A 19,805-nucleotide genomic window follows, 5' to 3' on the forward strand; every position below is an offset into this window, starting at 1 on the left:
CAGGAGAGATTAGTCGACGGCGGCCGCTTTCGGCGTAGCCGCGGCGCGCTTCATCAGCGGCGCGGTAAGCAGGTAAACAAGGCAGGCGACGATAATCGAGTTGAAAACCGGCACGCCGCGTTCAACCAGCAATCCGGTGGCGCTCCCTGCCACGCTGGCGATCAGCGCAGGCCAGCCGATAAGCCGCGAAGTCGCCGGCAGCGCGTTGCTGTCGCGGCTTTGCGCCAGCGTCTGGCGATCGGTCTTCAGCAGATAGTAATCCACAATCATCACGCCCAGCACCGGCGGGAAGATTACGCCCAACAGCTCCAGAAAATCGACGAAGCGATCGAGAATGCCTAGCACTGAGCAGAGCGTGCCGAGAAAACCCAGCAGCAGGGTAATGACGCTGTAGCGCGGCTTAAAGCCGGTCAGCCCTTCCGTGGCGTTGGCGATGCCCAGCGCGGAAGAGTAAAGGTTGAGGTCGTTAATGCGCAGGGTCGAAAAGACCACCGCGAACAGCCCCAGCGTGCTGGTCGTCTGGGTAATGATGGCGATGATGTCAGAAGTATGCAGCTCTTTCGCAATCAAAATGGCCAGGCCGTTAACGCCGTACTCGCCCGCCAGAATGGTCAGCATCGTAATGGCGAAAACGTCTTTGCCGCTGCGTGAGAAGCGCGTCAGATCCGGCGTCATCAGGCTGGCGAGAATGGCGCCGCCGATCACCATGGTAATGGCGGCGCTCACGGTAATGGCCTCTGTGGCCGCAACTGGCGGAATGGTGCTGCCCGTCTGCCCGTGAAACGCGTGCCAGAAGATCCAGCCGACCAGCGCGATAAACAGCGGAACCGCCACGCGCGCGGTAAAACGCAGCGCCTTAAAGCCAAAGGCGACCAGCAGCGTCAGCACTGCGCCCGATAAAGAGGCGGACTGCGCGAAGCTCAGCTTGCCGTCCAGGGCGTAGCTCAGCGACCGGGCGAAAACCGCATTCTGAATGCCAAACCAGCCTAGCAGGCTGACGGCGACCAGCAGGCCGATCAGCACCGAACCGTGGCGGCCGAAGCCGCACCAGCGTGCCAGTAGGCTGCCCGACAGACCTTCGCGCATCCCGGCGTAGCCGAGCGCAAAAGTCAGAAAACCAAACAGCAGGCTCGCCAGGGTAATAGCGGTAAAGGCTTCGCCGAGCGTCATGCTGTTGCCGAGCACGGCGCCGAGCATAAACTGATCGAGCGCGGTCAGCATGCCCATATGCACGATAGCGACGCTAAGCAGCGAGAGCCTTTCGCCCGCAGGCACCCGGCTCAACGGGTAGTCATCAAATTTACTCACAACAGGTTTTCCTTGCCGGTTTAAATAAAAGAGACGCCTTTGCTGAGCAGCTTCTCTGGGAGATAGTTCTCCAGCGACTCAGCGCGGCAGTACTGCTCGAACTGCTGCAGCGAATGCACGCCCGCTTTTTGATAGAGGGTGGCGATGCGGTTGCCGATGGTTTTCACGCTAAGGTTGTAAATCCGGGCGATCTCTTTGGCGCTGAATCGCCTGAGCAGCAGAAAAATCACATCCAGTTCGGCGGGCGTAAACAGAGGGTGTTCAAGCTGGGTGTTCAGCACTGAGCTCTTTTGCGGATGAATAAACGTCAGCGCGGTAATGCTTTCCACCGGACGCGCGTTCCAGATACAGCCCAGAAAAACGTTACGGCTATCAAAGACCGGGTATTTTTCGCTGATAAAAGGGGTAAGATAGTTTTTCCCATACCAGTAATGCGTTTCTATAACGGCGACGCACGCTTTCAACGTCCTGGCTTTTTCGTCGTGCTCGCAAAACTCATCGGCACAATCGCTCCAGGGCGTGGGAAACTCATTATCTTTTTTTCCCTCTAAAGAATAGTTTTTAGGCGTAGCGGTATATAAGCGCGCCGCGCTATTCATATAGAGATGTTGTGACGCCGCATCTTTAAAACCCCATGGCGTAGGTAATAGATCCATGGTGGTGGCAAAGGCGGCAAGAAAATCGTCGATACTGCGATATGGGCTGCCCATAGCGCCTCGCTGATTAGGTGCGGATTATAATCTTTTTGCCAGATAATAACGGGCAAAGCGCTGCGCGTAGCCATCCTGTTCGCCGTAGACGCGATAACCAAGCTTCTCGTAGAAGCCGCGCGCCTGAAAGCTTAAGGTATCCACCACCGCCATATGGCAGCCGCGGCGGCGCGCTTCCTCTTCGGCTTTTTGCATCAGCTCGCGTCCGGTGCCGTGCTTGCGATGCGCCTCGTCGATCCATAAATAGTGAATATCCAGCGTGCCGAACCAGGTGTGCGCCAGTAGCCCGCCCTGAATATGTTGTTCATCGTCATATAATATAACGTTGAGCGGCTTCATATTAACGTCGGCGAAGCGGCTATTATGCTGCCAGAGCTGTTGAATAATATATTCTTCAGTCTGACGATCCTCAATATGGCCGATCTTTATTTCCATATAATAATGTCCATATGATGAAAATTTGAAAAGAGCTGAGGGGATGTAAAATGCTCGGAATTTCCATTATTACCATGAGGATCGGTCGGACGCAAGAGATAATATTCCTCCTGTGATTTAAGCCACTTAATATTATCATAGGGCCAGTTATTTGATGGCTATGGCAACGCGACTATTCGCCGACATCAGGGAAAAGAGAAAAAGAAGTTAGCTTTGCAATAATAACGATAATATATTTCTTCGGCTCCTTTGCTGAGCCGACCGCTTCACACCGCACTGAATCAACATGCTGTTCAACAGGCCGCGCTTTGCGCGGCTTTTTTCTTTGCGCAGCCGAAGGCGCGAAGCGCGAATGGCACAGAAAAGCCGGCGGCGAAAAAAAATTTTCTTTTAACCCTTGATGCGCTTCGAAGCGGCCCCATTTAGTTGTCATCGAGCGTTGTGAGCCCGGGAAAAAAAGCGAGTAATGGCGGTTGAAAGCCAACAAAGCGCCCGCATTAAGGGTTCACAACCCAAATTGACAAAGAATTTAAGTGGGAGACGTTTAGATGGGTAAGATTATTGGTATTGACCTGGGTACAACCAACTCTTGTGTTGCGATCATGGACGGCGGTAAAGCGCGCGTGCTGGAGAATGCCGAAGGCGATCGCACCACGCCCTCAATTATTGCTTATACGCAGGATGGCGAAACTCTGGTGGGCCAACCGGCTAAACGTCAGGCGGTGACCAACCCGCAGAATACGCTGTTCGCTATCAAGCGTCTGATCGGCCGTCGCTTCCAGGACGAAGAAGTGCAGCGTGATATTAAAATCATGCCGTACAAAATCACCTCTTCCGACAACGGCGACGCCTGGCTGGAAGTAAAAGGTCAGAAAATGGCGCCGCCGCAGATCTCTGCGGAAGTGCTGAAGAAAATGAAAAAGACCGCTGAAGACTACCTCGGCGAACCGGTGACCGAAGCCGTTATCACCGTTCCGGCCTACTTTAACGATGCGCAGCGTCAGGCGACCAAAGACGCCGGCCGTATCGCAGGTCTGGAAGTAAAACGTATTATCAACGAACCGACCGCAGCCGCGCTGGCTTACGGTCTGGATAAAGGCCAGGGCAACCGCACCATCGCGGTTTACGACCTGGGCGGCGGTACCTTCGATATCTCTATTATCGAAATCGACGAAGTCGACGGCGAAAAAACCTTTGAAGTTCTGGCCACCAACGGTGACACCCACCTGGGCGGCGAAGACTTCGACAGCCGTCTGATCAACTATCTGGTTGCCGAATTCAAGAAAGATCAGGGCATCGATCTGCACAACGATCCGTTGGCGATGCAGCGCCTGAAAGAAGCGGCAGAGAAAGCGAAAATCGAGCTCTCTTCTGCGCAGCAGACCGACGTTAACCTGCCGTACATCACGGCGGACGCAACCGGTCCGAAACACCTGAACATCAAAGTGACCCGCGCGAAGCTCGAGTCGCTGGTAGAAGATCTGGTCAGCCGCTCTATCGAGCCGCTGAAAGTTGCGCTGCAGGATGCGGGGCTCTCTGTCTCCGACATCAACGACGTGATCTTGGTCGGTGGTCAGACGCGTATGCCGATGGTGCAGTCCAAAGTGGCTGAGTTCTTCGGTAAAGAGCCGCGTAAAGACGTTAACCCGGACGAAGCGGTTGCCGTCGGCGCTGCGGTACAGGGCGGCGTGCTGGCGGGCGACGTCAAAGACGTGCTGCTGCTGGACGTGACCCCGCTGTCGCTGGGTATCGAAACCATGGGTGGCGTGATGACCTCGCTGATCAGCAAGAACACCACGATCCCAACCAAGCACAGCCAGGTGTTCTCAACCGCTGAAGACAACCAGTCTGCCGTGACCATTCACGTGCTGCAGGGCGAGCGTAAGCGTTCAAGCGATAACAAATCGCTGGGTCAGTTCAACCTTGACGGCATTCAGCCGGCACCGCGCGGCATGCCGCAGATCGAAGTCACCTTTGATATCGATGCGGACGGCATCCTGCACGTTTCGGCGAAAGACAAGAACAGCGGCAAAGAGCAGAAGATCACCATCAAAGCCTCTTCCGGTCTGAACGAGGACGAAATCGAAAAAATGGTTCGAGATGCAGAAGCGAACGCTGAATCGGATCGTAAGTTCGAAGAGCTGGTGCAGACGCGCAACCAGGGCGACCAGATTGCGCACAGCACCCGTAAGCAGCTGGAAGAAGCGGGCGATAAGCTCTCCGCCGACGACAAAGCGCCCATCGAGTCCGCCCTGAGCGAGCTGGAAACCGCGCTGAAAGGCGAAGATAAAGAGGCGATCGACGCTAAAATGCAGGCGCTGATGCAGGTTTCCAGCAAGCTGATGGAAGCGGCGCAGCAGCAGCAGGCAGGTGGCGCGGATGCAGCCGACGCTTCTGCGAAGAAAGACGACGACGTGGTCGACGCTGAATTCGAAGAAGTGAAAGACAACAAAAAATAATTGCCCCTGACCGGGCGCGACGGTTGGCCTGACAGCCGTTGAAACCAGCACGGGCGTAGGAGATCTCTCCACGCCCGTGCGAGCATGTTAAGGGCTAAAAATGGCGAAGAGTGACTACTACGAGATTTTAGGCGTCTCCAAATCCGCAGACGAACGTGAAATTAAAAAGGCGTATAAACGCCTGGCGATGAAGTTCCACCCCGACCGTAATCCGGGTGACAAAGAAGCGGAAGCCAAATTCAAAGAGGTCAAGGAAGCCTACGAAATCCTGACCGACGCGCAGAAGCGCGCGGCATACGATCAGTACGGTCATGCGGCCTTTGAACAGGGCGGCATGGGCGGCGGTGGATTCGGCGGCGGCGGCTTTGGCGGCGGCGGCGCGGACTTCAGCGATATCTTTGGCGACGTCTTCGGCGATATCTTTGGCGGCGGTCGTCGTCAACGCGCAGCGCGCGGCGCCGATTTACGCTACAACATGGAGCTGACGCTGGAAGAAGCGGTGCGCGGCGTGACCAAAGAGATCCGCATCCCGGCGCTGCAGGAGTGCGACGTCTGCCACGGCAGCGGCGCGAAGGCGGGCTCTCAGCCGCAAACCTGTCCGACCTGCCACGGCGCAGGGCAGGTGCAGATGCGTCAGGGCTTCTTTACCGTACAGCAGGCCTGTCCGACCTGTCACGGTCGCGGCTCGGTGATTAAAGATCCGTGCAACGCCTGCCATGGTCATGGACGCGTCGAGAAATCGAAAACCCTGTCGGTGAAAATCCCCGCAGGCGTCGATACCGGCGATCGCATTCGTCTCAGCGGCGAAGGCGAAGCGGGCGAGCAGGGCGCGCCGGCCGGCGATCTCTACGTTCAGGTATCGGTGAAGAAACACCCGATCTTCGAGCGTGAAGACAACAACCTTTACTGCGAAGTGCCGATCAACTTTGCCATGGCGGCGCTGGGCGGCGAGATCGAAGTCCCGACGCTTGATGGACGCGTGAAGCTGAAAGTCCCGGCTGAAACGCAGACCGGCAAGCTGTTCCGCATGCGCGGCAAAGGGGTGAAATCGGTGCGCGGCGGCGCGGTCGGCGATCTGCTGTGCCGTGTCGTGGTGGAAACGCCGGTTAATCTGAACGAGAAGCAGAAAAAGCTGCTGCGCGACCTGGAAGAGAGCTTTGGCGGCCCGACCGGCGAGAACAACAGCCCGCGTTCGAAAAGCTTCTTTGACGGCGTGAAGAAGTTCTTTGACGATTTAACCCGCTAATTCGTATTCGGTAAGCATAAAGCCAGCGCTCAGTCGCTGGCTTTTTTTATGCTGTTTTCGCCGCATAGTGCTTAAAGTTCCGTAAATACGCCTTTTAATAACCGAACAACGGTTTGTTAACCGCTATGATAGCTGCTGCTCTGGAATAGCACAGGTAATGAGTCGGGAGATGATGTGAATATTAAACTTAAAAAATGGCTACAGAATGATGCTACAAGCGGCGTCGTGCTTATTCTGGCGGCTGCGCTGGCGATGTTCCTGGCGAACTACGCTGGCACCCAGCAGGCTTATCAGAACCTGCTGGCCATACCGGTCGAGTTCCGCTTTGGATCGCTCGATATCAGCAAGAACCTGCTGCTGTGGATCAATGACGCGCTTATGGCGATCTTTTTCCTGATGGTCGGCTTAGAGGTGAAGCGCGAGATGGTGATGGGCGCGCTGGCGAAGCGCGAACAGGCGATTTTCCCGCTGATCGCCGCGCTGGGCGGTATGCTGGTGCCCGGGCTGCTGTTTCTGGCGTTTAACGGTGCAGATGCTGCTACGCGCAGCGGCTGGGCGATTCCCACCGCCACCGATATCGCCTTCGCGCTGGGCATTCTCGCGCTGCTCGGCAGCCGCGTGCCGCCGGCGTTGAAAATCTTCCTGATGGCGCTGGCGATTATCGACGATCTCGGCGCGATCGTCGTGATTGCGCTGTTCTACACCAGCGATTTGTCGATAGCCGCGCTAGGCGTCGCCGCAGGGGCGATTGTCGTGCTGGCGGCGATGAATCTGCTGAACGTGCGCAATACCGGCCTCTATCTGCTGGTCGGCATGGTGCTGTGGACCGCGGTGCTGAAATCGGGCGTGCATGCAACGCTGGCGGGCGTGGTAGTAGGCTTCCTGATCCCGCTGAAAAAGCAGGAGGGTCATTCACCGGCCATTCATCTTGAGCATGCGCTCCATCCCTGGGTGCGCTGGCTGATCCTGCCGCTGTTCGCCTTCGCCAATGCCGGCGTGTCGCTGGAGGGCGTGCATGCAGGAGATATCTTCTCGCTGCTGCCGCTGGGGATTGTCACAGGACTGCTGATTGGTAAGCCTGTGGGCATTACGCTTTTCTGCTGGCTGGCGGTGAAGTTCAGGCTGGCGACGCTGCCGCACAATACCCGCCTGGCGGATATCGCCGCGGTCGGCGTGCTGTGCGGCATCGGCTTTACCATGTCGATTTTTATCGCCTCGCTGGCCTACGGCGAGAGTAATCCGCAGCTTATCACGCTGGCGAAGCTGGGCATTCTGCTGGGATCGATTCTCTCTGCGGTAGCGGGCTATGTAATTCTGGGACGGCGTCTGGCGCCGCGAACGGCTTAGCGCGAGTCTTTAATCGTGCCGCTTCGGGCAGCGTCTGAATCAGACGTTTGCCTGGAGCAGGCGCTTGCTTAAGACGAAAAAAAACCGGCTTAGCGCCGGTTCTTTTTACAAAGCGATGAACAAAGGCTTACGCCATTTTGTTGATCTGAGCAGTCAGGTTTGCTTTATGACGTGCAGCTTTGTTTTTGTGGATCAGACCTTTAGCAGCCTGACGGTCCACGAGTGGTTGCATTTCGTTAAATGCGTTCTGCGCAGCAGCTTTGTCGCCAGCTGCGATCGCCGCGTATACTTTCTTAACGAAAGTACGCATCATAGAACGACGGCTCGCGTTATGCTTGCGACGTTTTTCAGATGTTACGGCGCGTTTCTTAGCTGATTTGATATTAGCCAAGGTCCAACTCCCAAATGTGTTCTATATGGACAAATCAAAGGCCGAGGACTATGCCTTTTGAGCCTTCTTTTGTCAATGGATTTGTGCAAATAAGCGTCGTTTTACAAACCACGCCCGGTTACGTAATTGATGGCGCAAGATTCTACCAGCTTCCCCTCGTTGAATACAGCCTTTCCCAACAAAATTCTCGGATAAACGGGCGGCATGCGTCGGGCCCCGATAAATGGCGCCTTCTGCGCAGGAAAGGTGTGGCTACGGGTTAACCTTAGCCGGTTTCAAGGGTATAATCCGCCGATTTCCACCGGTTTGAGTCAGCCATGAAGTTTATCCGCGGTATTCATAATCTAAACGAGCAGCATCGCGGCTGCGTCCTGACCATTGGTAACTTCGACGGCGTACATCGCGGCCATCAGGCGCTGATGGCGCGCCTGTGCGAAGAGGGACGAAAACGCCAGCTTCCGGTGATGGTGATGCTGTTCGAGCCGCAGCCGCTTGAGCTGTTTGCCGGAGACAAAGCGCCGGCGCGCCTGACGCGCCTGCGGGAGAAGCTGAAGTTCCTGGCGGAGGCGGGCGTCGATCGCGTGCTCTGCGTGCGCTTTGACCGCCGCTTCGCCGCACAGTCGGCGCAGTGTTTCATCACCGATCTGCTGGTGGATAAGCTGGGCGTTAAGTACCTGGCGGTGGGGGATGATTTCCGCTTTGGCGCTGGTCGTCAGGGGGATTTCCTGTTATTACAGAAGGCGGGTGCCGAGTACGGCTTTGACGTCGTCAGCACCGAAACCTTCTGCGACGGCGGCAAGCGCATCAGCAGCACCGCCGTGCGTCAGGCGCTGGCTGATGACGACTTAGCGCTGGCGCAAACGCTGCTGGGCCATCCTTTCAGTATCTCTGGCCGCGTCGTGCACGGCGATGCACTGGGACGCACCATCGGTTTTCCCACCGCGAATCTCCCTTTACGCCGCATCGTCTCGCCGGTGAAAGGCGTGTATGCGGTGGAAGTGCTCGGCCTGGGCGCGCCCGTTCCCGGCGTCGCCAATATCGGCACGCGACCGACGGTAAAAGGATTGCGCCAGCAGCTTGAAGTTCACCTGCTTGACATCAATATCAATCTGTATGGAAAGCACATTGATGTGGTGCTGAAGCATAAGATACGTAACGAGCAGCGCTTTGCCTCACTGGAGGCGTTGAAAGAACAAATTGCGAAAGATGTGGTAACCGCCCGGCGCTTCTTTGGGCTTTAACCCCGCAAAATACGGAAACGAGAATCTGATGAGTGACTATAAATCTACCCTGAATTTGCCCGAAACGGGGTTCCCGATGCGTGGCGACCTTGCCAAACGCGAGCCGGGAATGCTGCAGCGCTGGTATGATGACAACCTGTACGGCATCATCCGCGAAGCCAAAAAAGGGAAAAAAACCTTTATCCTGCATGACGGCCCTCCCTATGCCAACGGCAGCATCCATATTGGTCACTCAGTTAACAAGATTCTGAAAGACATTATCGTTAAGTCGAAAGGCATGGCGGGCTTCGATTCGCCTTACGTGCCGGGCTGGGACTGTCACGGTCTGCCGATCGAGCATAAGGTCGAGCAGATGATCGGCAAGCCGGGCGAAAAAGTCACGCCGGCCGAATTCCGCGAAGCGTGCCGCAAATACGCCGCCGAGCAGGTGGAAGGGCAGAAGGCGGACTTTATCCGTCTCGGCGTGCTGGGCGACTGGGATCGTCCCTATCTGACGATGAACTTCCAGACCGAAGCCAATATCATCCGCGCGCTGGGCAAAATCATCGGCAACGGCCATCTGCACAAGGGCGCGAAGCCGGTGCACTGGTGTCTGGACTGCCGCTCGGCGCTGGCGGAAGCGGAAGTCGAATACTATGACAAAACCTCGCCCTCTATCGACGTCATGTTCAACGCGGTAGACCGCGACGCGGTGCGCGCGCAGTTCGGCGACGCGCCGGTCAACGGCCCAATCTCGCTGGTGATCTGGACCACCACGCCCTGGACCATGCCGGCCAACCGCGCTATCTCGCTGCATCCGGAATTTGACTATCAACTGGTGCAGATCGACGGTCGCGCCCTGATCCTCGCGAAAGAGCTGGTCGAGAGCGTGCTGAAGCGCGCTGGCGTCGCCGAGTGGACCGTGCTGGGCGAATGCAAAGGTGCGGCGCTGGAGCGTCTGACCTTCCAGCATCCTTTCCTGGTGAACATTCAGTCGCCGGTGGTGTTGGGCGAGCACGTTACGCTCGAAGCCGGTACCGGTGCCGTGCACACTGCGCCGGGCCACGGTCCGGACGACTATGTTATCGGCCAGAAATATGGCATCGAAGTGGCAAACCCGGTTGGCCCGGACGGCACCTATCTGCCGGGCACCTATCCGACCCTCGACGGCCTGAACGTCTTCAAAGCTAACGACGTTATCGTTGAGCTGCTGAAAGAGAAGGGCGCGCTGCTGCATGTGGAAAAACTGCTGCACAGCTACCCGCACTGCTGGCGTCACAAAACGCCAATCATCTTCCGCGCTACGCCGCAGTGGTTCATCAGCATGGATCAGAAAGGGCTGCGCGCGCAGTCGCTGAAAGAGATCAAAGGCGTGCAGTGGATCCCGGACTGGGGCCAGGCGCGTATTGAAGCGATGGTGGCCAATCGCCCGGACTGGTGCATCTCTCGTCAGCGCACCTGGGGCGTACCGATGGCGCTGTTCGTGCATAAAGAGACCGAGCAGCTGCATCCCGATACGCTGGCGCTGATGGAGAAAGTCGCGCAGCGCGTCGAGCAGGACGGCATTCAGGCGTGGTGGGATCTCGATCCGCGCGATCTGATGGGCGACGACGCCGACAGCTATGTGAAAGTGCCGGATACGCTTGACGTCTGGTTCGACTCCGGCTCCACCAGCTATGCGGTGGTCGACGCGCGTCCGGAGTTCGGCGGCCACTCTGCCGATATGTATCTGGAAGGCTCCGACCAGCATCGCGGCTGGTTTATGTCTTCGCTGATGATCTCTACCGCGATGAAGGGCAAAGCGCCTTATCGCCAGGTGCTGACCCACGGTTTTACCGTGGATGGTCAGGGCCGCAAGATGTCCAAGTCGATCGGCAACACCGTTTCGCCGCAGGACGTGATGAACAAACTGGGCGCGGATATTTTGCGTCTGTGGGTCGCCTCTACCGACTACTCTGGCGAGATGGCGGTCTCTGACGAAATCCTGAAGCGCTCTGCCGACGCCTATCGTCGTATCCGCAACACCGCGCGCTTCCTGCTGGCGAACCTCAACGGCTTCAATCCGGAAACCGATATGGTGGCGCCGGAAGAGATGGTGGTGGTGGATCGCTGGGCGGTCGGTCGCGCGCAGGCGGCGCAGGCGGATATCGTCGCGTCGTACGACAACTACGATTTCCATGAGGTTATCCAGCGCCTGATGCAGTTCTGCTCGGTCGAGATGGGTTCGTTCTATCTGGATATCATCAAGGATCGCCAGTACACCGCGAAGGGCGACAGCCTGGCGCGCCGCAGCTGCCAGACCGCGCTGTGGCATATCGCCGAGGCGCTGGTGCGCTGGATGGCGCCGATCATGTCCTTTACCGCCGACGAAATCTGGGGCTATCTGCCGGGCAAACGCGCGCAGTACGTCTTCACCGAGGAGTGGTATAGCGGCCTGTTCGGTCTGTCGCAGGACGAGGCGCTGAACGACGCCTACTGGGCGGAGCTGCTGAAGGTGCGCGGCGAAGTCAACAAGGCTATCGAGCAGGCGCGCAGCGACAAGCGTATCGGCGGCGCGCTGGAAGCGACGGTGACGCTCTATGCCGATGCGGCGCTGGCTGAGAAGCTGCAGGCGCTGGGCGACGAGCTGCGCTTTGTGCTGCTGACCTCAGGCGCGACGGTGGCGGATTACGCGCTGGCGAGCGAAGAAGCGCAGCAGAGCGAGCTGGTAAAAGGTCTGAAAATCGCGCTGCATAAAGCGGAAGGCGAGAAATGCCCGCGCTGCTGGCACTACACTACGGACGTCGGCCAGAACGCGGAGCATCTTGCCGTGTGCGGACGCTGTTACACCAACCTGGCCGGCAACGGCGAAGAGCGTAAATTTGCCTGATGCGTAAACCTATTCTCTCAACCGGCTTACGCTGGGTATGGCTGGTGCTGGCGGTGATCCTGGTCGATTTCGCCAGCAAACAGTGGGTGATGAACAACATGATGCTGCATGAAACGCAGCCGCTGATGCCGTTCCTCAACCTGTTCTACGCGCACAACTACGGCGCGGCGTTCAGCTTCCTGGCGGATAAAGGCGGCTGGCAGCGCTGGTTCTTCGCCGGCATCGCCATCGCTATCGTGGTGGCGCTGCTGGTGATGATGTACCGCAGCCGCGCCAGCCAGAAGATCGTTAATATCGCCTACGCGCTGATTATCGGCGGCGCGGCGGGCAACCTGTTCGATCGTGCTTATCACGGATTCGTCGTCGACTTTATCGACTTCTATATCGGTGACTGGCATTTCGCCACCTTTAATATCGCTGACTGCGGCATCTGTATCGGCGCCGCGTTAGTGGTGCTGGAGGGCTTTCTCAGCCCCTCCGGCAAACAGGCAAAACAAGGGTAAGACATGACAGTCTCTGTAGAGCGCGACAGCGCGGTGCTGCTGCATTTCACGCTGAAGCTTGAGGATGGCTCCGTCGCGGAGTCGACCTCCGCGTCCGGCAAACCGGCGCTGTTCCGCCTGGGCGACGGCAGCCTTTCCGCCGCGCTGGAGCAGGAGCTGCTGGGACTGAAGGCGGGCGACAAGCACGCCTTTACGCTGGAGCCGGAAGCGGCGTTCGGCGCCGTCAGCCCGGATCTGATCCAGTACTTCTCGCGCCGCGACTTTATTAATGCGGGCGAGCCGGAAATCGGCGCCATCATGCTCTTTACCGGCATGGGCGGCAGCGAAATGCCCGGCGTGATCCGCGAAATCTCCGGGGATTCCATCACCGTGGATTTCAACCATCCGCTGGCCGGTCATCAGGTTCACTTCGATATCGACGTGCTGGAAGTCAATCCGGCACTGGAGGCAAACGATGCAAATCCTGCTGGCTAACCCGCGCGGCTTCTGCGCCGGCGTCGATCGCGCCATCAGCATTGTCGAGCGTGCGCTGGAGATGTACGGCGCGCCGATCTATGTACGTCATGAAGTGGTGCACAACCGCTACGTGGTGAACAGCCTGCGCGAACGCGGCGCGATCTTTATCGAAGAGATCAGCGAAGTGCCGGATAACGCCATTCTGATTTTCTCGGCGCACGGCGTATCGCAGGCGGTTCGCGCCGAAGCGAAAGCGCGCAGCCTGACGATGCTGTTCGACGCCACCTGTCCGCTGGTGACCAAGGTGCATATGGAGGTGGCGCGCGCCAGCCGTAAAGGGGTGGAAGCGATCCTGATCGGCCATGCCGGGCATCCGGAAGTCGAAGGCACCATGGGCCAGTACAGCAACCCGAACGGCGGCATGTATCTGGTGGAGTCGCCGGAAGACGTCTTTAAGCTGCAGGTAAAGGATGAGAGCAATCTCTGCTTTATGACGCAGACCACGCTGTCGGTCGATGATACCTCTGACGTGATCGATGCGCTGCGCGCGCGCTTTCCGGCAATTATCGGTCCGCGTAAGGACGATATCTGCTATGCCACTACCAACCGGCAGGAAGCGGTGCGCGTGCTGGCGCGCGATGCGGAAGTGGTGCTGGTGGTCGGCTCGAAGAACTCCTCAAACTCCAATCGGCTCGCGGAGCTGGCGCAGCGCGCTGGCAAGCTGGCGAAACTGATCGACTCCGCGGACGACATCCAGGAAGAGTGGGTAAAAGGCATTGCGTGCATCGGCGTAACCGCTGGCGCATCGGCGCCCGACATTCTGGTGCAGCAGGTGATCCAGCGCCTGCGCGAAATGGGTGGCGAAGCGGCCATCGAGCTAATCGGCCGTGAAGAGAACATTGTTTTTGAAGTGCCGAAAGAGCTGCGCGTCGAAGTGCGCAACGTGCAGTAATCCTGCACTCTCAGCTTGCTGAAAGGCCGACGACAGTCGGCCTTTTTTATGGGCGAAAGAGTTGAGTTCCAGCCGGCGGAATTGCTTTTACTGATAATCGGTAAGCGCTACCCTGAAATTCTAATTATCCCGGTTTAGTAGTGGCGCGTCTGTTGACTGACCGTTAACCTGATTGCGCTTTGCATGCATAGTTTTGTATCAGGAATGAATAAATATGAGTAATTACCGCATTGCCATCGTAGGCGCGTCAGGCCGCATGGGACGCAATCTGATTGAGGCGACGCAGCAGGCGAAGGGCGTCGAGCTGGGCGCCGCGCTGGTGCGTCCCGGATCCTCGTTGACTGGCAGCGACGCCGGCGAACTGGCCGGGCTGGGGAAAAACGGCGTGATTATCGCCGACGATTTACGCAGCGTGATGGATGACTTTGACGTGCTGGTGGATTTCACCCGCCCTGAAGGCACGCTGCACTATCTGGCGCTGTGTCGCGAACACAATAAGGCGATGGTGATCGGCACCACCGGCTTCGACGATGCGGGCAAAGCGGCGATTCAGGCTGCCGCCGCCGATATCGGTATCGTCTTCGCCGCTAACTTTAGCGTCGGCGTGAATCTGGTGCTCAAGCTGCTGGAGAAAGCGGCGAAGGTGATGGGCGACTACGCCGATATCGAAATTGTCGAAGCGCACCACCGCCATAAGGTTGACGCGCCTTCCGGCACGGCGCTGGCGATGGGCGAAGCGATTGCCGACGCCATGAACTGGGATTTAAAGGATCATGCCGTCTACGCGCGCGAAGGGCATACCGGCGAGCGCAAGCCGCAGACTATCGGTTTCGCTACGGTGCGCGCGGGCGACATCGTCGGCGAGCATACGGCGATGTTTGCAGATATCGGCGAACGCGTTGAGATAACCCACAAGGCTTCAAGCCGCATGACCTTCGCAAATGGCGCGGTTAAGGCAGCATTGTGGCTGAAAGAGAAGAAATCTGGCCTTTATGATATGCGTGACGTGCTGGATTTATCGATGCTGTGAATGTTGTGAACCATCGTGATGTGGTTATTTCAATCAGTAAGAGATTGATTGAACAGGGCGATAGCATTATCGCCCTTTATTTTTTTATATAAATGACGGGTTTCGTTTGTATTTATGCCTAAAGGTATAAAATGGTGCTTTTTATCTGTCTGCGTGATTAAAAAAAGACCTTTTTTGACCATTTGGTCAAAAATAGTGGTCTCTACGGCTCGCTTTTATTTTATTTTCCTCAGGCAACCGTTTATTCCTGCCGGTAATATCGCTTTTTTGCGACTTATTCCTGGTTTTTCCCTTCAGTGGCTCAAAAACCCTAAAAAAACGTGCTTCAGGGTAGACAAGCCGGAGTGCGATCATTAGAATGCGCGCAATTTGCCAAAAATCGACCACTCAGGCGGTTTTTGCCTTGATTCAGGGCCAAATTTTGAATTAATATGCAAATATTGTGACTGTTTATTCCCTGGAGGATGTTTTGATTAAGTCAGCGCTCTTGGTTCTGGAAGACGGAACCCAATTCCACGGTCGGGCCATAGGGGCAACGGGATCGGCAGTGGGGGAGGTCGTTTTCAATACGTCAATGACCGGTTATCAAGAAATACTCACTGATCCCTCCTATTCCCGCCAGATCGTCACCCTCACTTATCCCCATATCGGCAATGTCGGCGTCAACGCCGCTGACGCAGAATCCACGCAAATTCACGCGCAGGGCCTGGTCATTCGCGACCTGCCGCTGATTGTCAGCAACTTTCGCAGCGAAGAGAGCCTGTCAGCTTACCTGCAGCGCAATAACGTGGTGGGCATCGCCGATATCGACACCCGCAAGCTGACGCGCCTGCTGCGTGAAAAAGGGGCGCAAAACGGCTGCATCATCGCGGGCGACAACCCGGATGCGGCGCTGGCGCTGCAGAAAGCGCAGGCGTTCCCGGGACTGAAAGGGATGGATCTGGCGAAAGAAGTCACAACGGCGGAGACCTATAGCTGGCAGCAGGGCTCCTGGACGCTGAACGAGGGCCTGCCGCAGGCGAAGAGCGCGGAAGCGCTGCCGTATCACGTCGTGGCCTACGATTACGGCGTGAAATTCAATATTTTCCGCATGCTGGTGGATCGCGGCTGTCGCCTGACGGTGGTGCCGGCGCAGACGCCTGCCGAAGAGGTGCTGAAGCTTAACCCAGACGGGATTTTCCTCTCTAACGGACCAGGCGACCCGGAGCCGTGCGATTACGCCATCAGCGCGATCAAAGCTTTCCTCGAGACGGAAGTTCCGGTGTTTGGCATCTGCCTCGGCCATCAGCTGCTGGCGCTGGCGAGCGGCGCGAAAACGGTGAAGATGAAACTTGGCCACCACGGCGGCAACCATCCGGTGCAGGATCTCGACAACAACCGCGTCATGATCACCGCGCAAAACCACGGCTTTGCCGTCGATGACGCCAGCCTGCCGGCGAACCTGCGCGTGACGCACATTTCGCTGTTCGACAAAACGGTGCAGGGCATTCACCGCACCGATAAACCGGCGTTCAGCTTCCAGGGTCATCCGGAAGCGAGCCCGGGCCCGCACGACGCTGCGCCGCTGTTCGATCACTTTATCGAGCTGATCGAAGCCTACCGTTCGAAAGCTAAGTAATCAGGAGCCAGAAAATGCCGAAACGTACAGATATAAAATCCATCCTGATCCTTGGCGCAGGCCCGATTGTTATCGGCCAGGCCTGTGAGTTTGACTACTCTGGCGCGCAGGCGTGTAAGGCGCTGCGCGAAGAGGGCTACCGCGTCATTCTGGTAAACTCCAACCCGGCGACCATCATGACCGACCCGGAGATGGCCGATGCGACCTATATCGAGCCGATTCACTGGGAAGTGGTACGCAAAATTATCGAAAAAGAGCGACCGGATGCGGTGCTGCCGACCATGGGCGGCCAGACCGCGCTGAACTGCGCGCTGGAGCTGGAGCGTCAGGGCGTGCTGGAAGAGTTCGGCGTCACCATGATTGGCGCCACGGCTGATGCGATCGACAAAGCAGAAGATCGCCGTCGTTTCGACGTGGCGATGAAAAGCATCGGACTGGATACGGCGCGTTCAGGCATCGCCCATACCATGGAAGAAGCGCTGGCCGTGGCTGAAGATGTCGGCTTCCCGTGCATTATTCGCCCCTCGTTCACCATGGGCGGCACCGGCGGCGGCATCGCCTACAACCGTGAAGAGTTTGAAGAGATCTGCGAACGCGGCCTCGACCTCTCGCCGACCAACGAGCTGCTGATCGATGAGTCGCTGATTGGGTGGAAAGAGTATGAGATGGAGGTGGTGCGCGACAAGAACGACAACTGCATCATCGTCTGCTCTATCGAAAACTTCGACGCCATGGGCATTCACACCGGCGACTCCATCACCGTCGCGCCGGCGCAGACGCTGACCGATAAAGAGTATCAGATCATGCGTAACGCCTCGCTGGCGGTGCTGCGTGAAATCGGCGTGGAAACAGGCGGCTCTAACGTGCAGTTCTCGGTCAACCCGAAGGACGGCCGTCTGATCGTGATCGAAATGAACCCGCGCGTCTCGCGCTCCTCGGCGCTCGCCTCTAAGGCGACCGGCTTCCCGATCGCCAAAGTGGCGGCCAAGCTGGCGGTCGGCTTCACGCTGGACGAGCTGATGAACGACATTACCGGCGGTCTGACCCCGGCGTCCTTTGAACCCTCTATCGACTATGTCGTCACCAAGATCCCGCGCTTTAACTTCGAGAAATTCGCTGGCGCGAACGACCGTCTGACCACGCAGATGAAATCGGTCGGCGAGGTGATGGCGATTGGCCGCACCTTCCAGGAGTCGATGCAGAAAGCGCTGCGCGGCCTGGAAGTGAGCGCCAACGGCTTCGACCCGAAAGTGCACCTTGACGACGCCGATGCGCTGACCCGCATTCGCCGCGAGCTGAAAGATGCCGGCGCTGAGCGTATCTGGTATATCGCCGATGCGTTCCGCGCCGGGATGTCGGTCGACGGCGTCTTTAACCTGACCAATATCGATCGCTGGTTCTTGGTGCAGATCGAAGAGCTGGTGCGTCTGGAAGAGCAGGTGGCGCGCGAAGGCGTCAACGGCCTGAGCCAGCCGTTCCTGCGTACGCTGAAGCGCAAAGGCTTCGCCGACGCGCGTCTGGCGTCGCTGGCGGGCGTCTCGGAAGGCGAGATCCGCAAGTTGCGTCAGCAGTACAATCTGCATCCGGTCTATAAGCGCGTCGATACCTGCGCCGCCGAATTCGCCACCGATACCGCCTATATGTACTCCACCTATGAAGAGGAGTGCGAGGCGAACCCGAATCAGGATCGCGACAAGATTATGGTGCTGGGCGGCGGACCAAACCGCATCGGGCAGGGCATCGAGTTCGACTACTGCTGCGTGCACGCCGCGCTGGCGCTGCGCGAAGATGGTTTCGAAACCATTATGGTGAACTGCAACCCGGAAACGGTTTCTACCGACTACGACACCTCTGACCGTCTCTACTTCGAGCCGGTCACGCTGGAGGACGTGCTGGAGATCGTGCGCATCGAGCAGCCGAAAGGCGTGATCGTGCAGTACGGCGGTCAGACGCCGCTGAAGCTGGCGCGCGCGCTGGAAGCGGCGGGCGTGCCGGTTATCGGCACCAGCCCGGACGCGATTGACCGCGCCGAAGACCGCGAGCGCTTCCAGCAGGCGGTCGATCGCCTGAACCTGAAGCAGCCGGCTAACGCCACCGTCACTACGCTGGAGCAGGCGGTGGAGAAAGCGGCCAGCCTCGGCTATCCGCTGGTGGTGCGTCCTTCTTATGTGCTGGGCGGCCGCGCAATGGAGATCGTCTACGACGAGATCGACCTCAAGCGCTACTTCCAGACCGCTGTCTCTGTCTCCAACGATGCGCCGGTGCTGCTGGACCGCTTCCTGGACGACGCGGTCGAGGTGGACGTGGACGCGATCTGCGACGGCGAGCGCGTGCTGATTGGCGGCATCATGGAGCACATCGAGCAGGCGGGCGTGCACTCGGGCGACTCCGCCTGTTCGCTGCCCGCCTATACGCTGAGCCAGGAGATTCAGAACGTAATGCGTCAGCAGGTCGAGCGCCTGGCGTTCGAACTCAACGTGCGCGGCCTGATGAACGTGCAGTTCGCGGTGAAGGACAACGAGGTTTACCTGATTGAGGTCAACCCGCGCGCGGCGCGTACCGTGCCGTTCGTCTCTAAAGCCACCGGCGTGCCGCTGGCGAAAGTGGCGGCGCGCGTCATGGCAGGCAAAACGCTGGCCGAGCAGGGCGTTACTAAAGAGGTGATCCCGCCGTACTACTCGGTGAAAGAGGTGGTGCTGCCGTTCAACAAATTCCAGGGCGTGGATCCAATTCTCGGCCCGGAAATGCGCTCCACCGGCGAAGTGATGGGCGTGGGCCGCACCTTTGCCGAAGCCTTCTCGAAAGCGATGCTGGGCGCTCAGAGCAACATGAAGAAGAGCGGCCGCGCGCTGCTGTCGGTACGCGAAGGCGATAAGAAGCGCATTGTCGATCTGGCGGCCAAGCTGCTGAAGTTCGGCTTTGAGCTGGACGCCACTCACGGCACCGCCGTGGTGCTGGGCGAAGCGGGCATTAACCCGCGTCTGGTGAATAAGGTGCACGAAGGTCGTCCGCATATTCAGGATCGCCTGAAGAACGGCGAATATACCTATATCGTCAACACCACTGCCGGTCGTCAGGCGATTGAGGATTCGCGCGTGATTCGCCGCAGCGCGCTGCAGTATAAGGTGCACTACGACACCACGCTGAACGGCGGTTTCGCTACGGCGATGTCGCTGAATGCGGATCCAACGGAAAAAGTCATTTCCGTACAGGAAATGCACGCGCTTATTAACGGTTAATTTCCGTGCATAATTAAACGGC

16 protein-coding genes are annotated in these 19,805 nt (G+C 57.9%); 11 read left to right on the forward strand and 5 right to left on the reverse strand.

Annotation, left to right across the window (positions count from 1 at the left end; all coding sequences use genetic code 11):
• Window positions 1–9: 9 nt before the first annotated feature.
• The 4 genes from B3229_RS13510 to B3229_RS13525 form a co-directional block, all read right to left on the reverse strand.
• Window positions 10–1,308 (reverse strand): cytosine permease, encoded by a 1,299-nt coding sequence (locus B3229_RS13510; RefSeq protein ID WP_048782354.1) that lies wholly within the window; start codon window positions 1,306–1,308, stop codon window positions 10–12.
• Window positions 1,309–1,328: 20 nt separating this feature from the next.
• On the reverse strand, window positions 1,329–2,018 hold the full coding sequence (locus B3229_RS13515; protein ID WP_033749426.1) for a helix-turn-helix transcriptional regulator: 690 nt from the start codon (window positions 2,016–2,018) through the stop codon (window positions 1,329–1,331).
• A 24-nt stretch (window positions 2,019–2,042) separates the two neighbouring features.
• Window positions 2,043–2,453 carry a GNAT family N-acetyltransferase gene (locus B3229_RS13520; protein WP_033749427.1) on the reverse strand — a complete coding sequence of 137 codons (411 nt, stop codon included), beginning with the start codon at window positions 2,451–2,453 and terminating at the stop codon, window positions 2,043–2,045.
• 172 nt (window positions 2,454–2,625) lie between these two features.
• Window positions 2,626–2,937 carry a hypothetical protein gene (locus B3229_RS13525; protein ID WP_286871471.1) on the reverse strand — a complete coding sequence of 104 codons (312 nt, stop codon included), beginning with the start codon at window positions 2,935–2,937 and terminating at the stop codon, window positions 2,626–2,628.
• 64 nt (window positions 2,938–3,001) lie between these two features.
• Here B3229_RS13525 and dnaK point away from each other — a divergent pair, with 64 nt between their 5' ends.
• From dnaK to nhaA, 3 genes are all read left to right on the forward strand, one after another.
• Window positions 3,002–4,912 (forward strand): molecular chaperone DnaK, encoded by a 1,911-nt coding sequence (gene dnaK / locus B3229_RS13530; protein ID WP_033793446.1) that lies wholly within the window; start codon window positions 3,002–3,004, stop codon window positions 4,910–4,912.
• 100 nt (window positions 4,913–5,012) lie between these two features.
• Window positions 5,013–6,158 carry a molecular chaperone DnaJ gene (gene dnaJ / locus B3229_RS13535; RefSeq protein ID WP_286871474.1) on the forward strand — a complete coding sequence of 382 codons (1,146 nt, stop codon included), beginning with the start codon at window positions 5,013–5,015 and terminating at the stop codon, window positions 6,156–6,158.
• Window positions 6,159–6,332: 174 nt separating this feature from the next.
• Window positions 6,333–7,505, forward strand: coding sequence for a Na+/H+ antiporter NhaA (gene nhaA / locus B3229_RS13540; protein WP_048782347.1), 1,173 nt, complete (start codon window positions 6,333–6,335; stop codon window positions 7,503–7,505).
• Between the two features lie 127 nt (window positions 7,506–7,632).
• Here nhaA and rpsT read toward each other — a convergent pair whose 3' ends face one another.
• Complete coding sequence (gene rpsT / locus B3229_RS13545) at window positions 7,633–7,896, reverse strand: 30S ribosomal protein S20 (protein WP_286871476.1); 264 nt, start codon at window positions 7,894–7,896, stop codon at window positions 7,633–7,635.
• Window positions 7,897–8,213: 317 nt separating this feature from the next.
• Here rpsT and ribF point away from each other — a divergent pair, with 317 nt between their 5' ends.
• The 8 genes from ribF (at window position 8,214) to carB (ending at window position 19,783) form a co-directional block, all read left to right on the forward strand.
• On the forward strand, window positions 8,214–9,137 hold the full coding sequence (ribF, locus tag B3229_RS13550) for a bifunctional riboflavin kinase/FAD synthetase (RefSeq protein WP_033749435.1): 924 nt from the start codon (window positions 8,214–8,216) through the stop codon (window positions 9,135–9,137).
• Between the two features lie 28 nt (window positions 9,138–9,165).
• Complete coding sequence (gene ileS, locus B3229_RS13555; RefSeq protein WP_033749653.1) at window positions 9,166–11,985, forward strand: isoleucine--tRNA ligase; 2,820 nt, start codon at window positions 9,166–9,168, stop codon at window positions 11,983–11,985.
• The gene (lspA, locus tag B3229_RS13560) at window positions 11,985–12,488 is read left to right on the forward strand and encodes a signal peptidase II (protein WP_048782340.1); all 504 of its coding nucleotides are present in this window, start codon (window positions 11,985–11,987) and stop codon (window positions 12,486–12,488) included. The genes ileS and lspA overlap by 1 nt, the downstream gene beginning before the upstream one ends.
• Window positions 12,489–12,491: 3 nt before the next feature.
• Entirely contained in the window at window positions 12,492–12,962 is a 471-nt protein-coding gene (fkpB, locus tag B3229_RS13565; protein WP_033749437.1) for an FKBP-type peptidyl-prolyl cis-trans isomerase, read from the forward strand.
• Entirely contained in the window at window positions 12,943–13,896 is a 954-nt protein-coding gene (ispH, locus tag B3229_RS13570) for a 4-hydroxy-3-methylbut-2-enyl diphosphate reductase (protein WP_276723683.1), read from the forward strand. Before fkpB ends, ispH begins: the two co-directional genes overlap by 20 nt.
• 214 nt (window positions 13,897–14,110) lie before the next feature.
• Window positions 14,111–14,926, forward strand: coding sequence for a 4-hydroxy-tetrahydrodipicolinate reductase (gene dapB / locus B3229_RS13575; protein ID WP_286871480.1), 816 nt, complete (start codon window positions 14,111–14,113; stop codon window positions 14,924–14,926).
• A 469-nt stretch (window positions 14,927–15,395) separates the two neighbouring features.
• Window positions 15,396–16,544: a glutamine-hydrolyzing carbamoyl-phosphate synthase small subunit gene (gene carA, locus B3229_RS13580; protein ID WP_048782335.1), complete on the forward strand. Its 1,149-nt coding sequence runs from the start codon at window positions 15,396–15,398 to the stop codon at window positions 16,542–16,544.
• A gap of 14 nt (window positions 16,545–16,558) precedes the next feature.
• Window positions 16,559–19,783 carry a carbamoyl-phosphate synthase large subunit gene (carB, locus tag B3229_RS13585; protein ID WP_286871483.1) on the forward strand — a complete coding sequence of 1,075 codons (3,225 nt, stop codon included), beginning with the start codon at window positions 16,559–16,561 and terminating at the stop codon, window positions 19,781–19,783.
• Window positions 19,784–19,805 lie beyond the last annotated feature (22 nt).

Origin of the sequence: Pantoea sp. UBA5035, from assembly GCF_002415245.1 — a bacterium.
Taxonomy (GTDB): Bacteria; Pseudomonadota; Gammaproteobacteria; order Enterobacterales; family Enterobacteriaceae; genus Pantoea; species Pantoea septica.

What these genes read in the sequence shown, in the direction of transcription:
- lspA (WP_048782340.1), top strand. Translation starts at nt 11,985, where the DNA reads ATGCGTAAACCTATTCTCTCAACCGGCTTACGCTGGGTATGGCTGGTG.
- fkpB (WP_033749437.1), top strand. Translation starts at nt 12,492, where the DNA reads ATGACAGTCTCTGTAGAGCGCGACAGCGCGGTGCTGCTGCATTTCACG.
- dnaJ (WP_286871474.1), top strand. Translation starts at nt 5,013, where the DNA reads ATGGCGAAGAGTGACTACTACGAGATTTTAGGCGTCTCCAAATCCGCA.
- ribF (WP_033749435.1), top strand. Translation starts at nt 8,214, where the DNA reads ATGAAGTTTATCCGCGGTATTCATAATCTAAACGAGCAGCATCGCGGC.
- ispH (WP_276723683.1), top strand. Translation starts at nt 12,943, where the DNA reads ATGCAAATCCTGCTGGCTAACCCGCGCGGCTTCTGCGCCGGCGTCGAT.
- dapB (WP_286871480.1), top strand. Translation starts at nt 14,111, where the DNA reads ATGAGTAATTACCGCATTGCCATCGTAGGCGCGTCAGGCCGCATGGGA.
- carB (WP_286871483.1), top strand. Translation starts at nt 16,559, where the DNA reads ATGCCGAAACGTACAGATATAAAATCCATCCTGATCCTTGGCGCAGGC.
- dnaK (WP_033793446.1), top strand. Translation starts at nt 3,002, where the DNA reads ATGGGTAAGATTATTGGTATTGACCTGGGTACAACCAACTCTTGTGTT.
- B3229_RS13515 (WP_033749426.1), bottom strand. Translation starts at nt 2,018, where the DNA reads ATGGGCAGCCCATATCGCAGTATCGACGATTTTCTTGCCGCCTTTGCC.
- ileS (WP_033749653.1), top strand. Translation starts at nt 9,166, where the DNA reads ATGAGTGACTATAAATCTACCCTGAATTTGCCCGAAACGGGGTTCCCG.
- B3229_RS13520 (WP_033749427.1), bottom strand. Translation starts at nt 2,453, where the DNA reads ATGGAAATAAAGATCGGCCATATTGAGGATCGTCAGACTGAAGAATAT.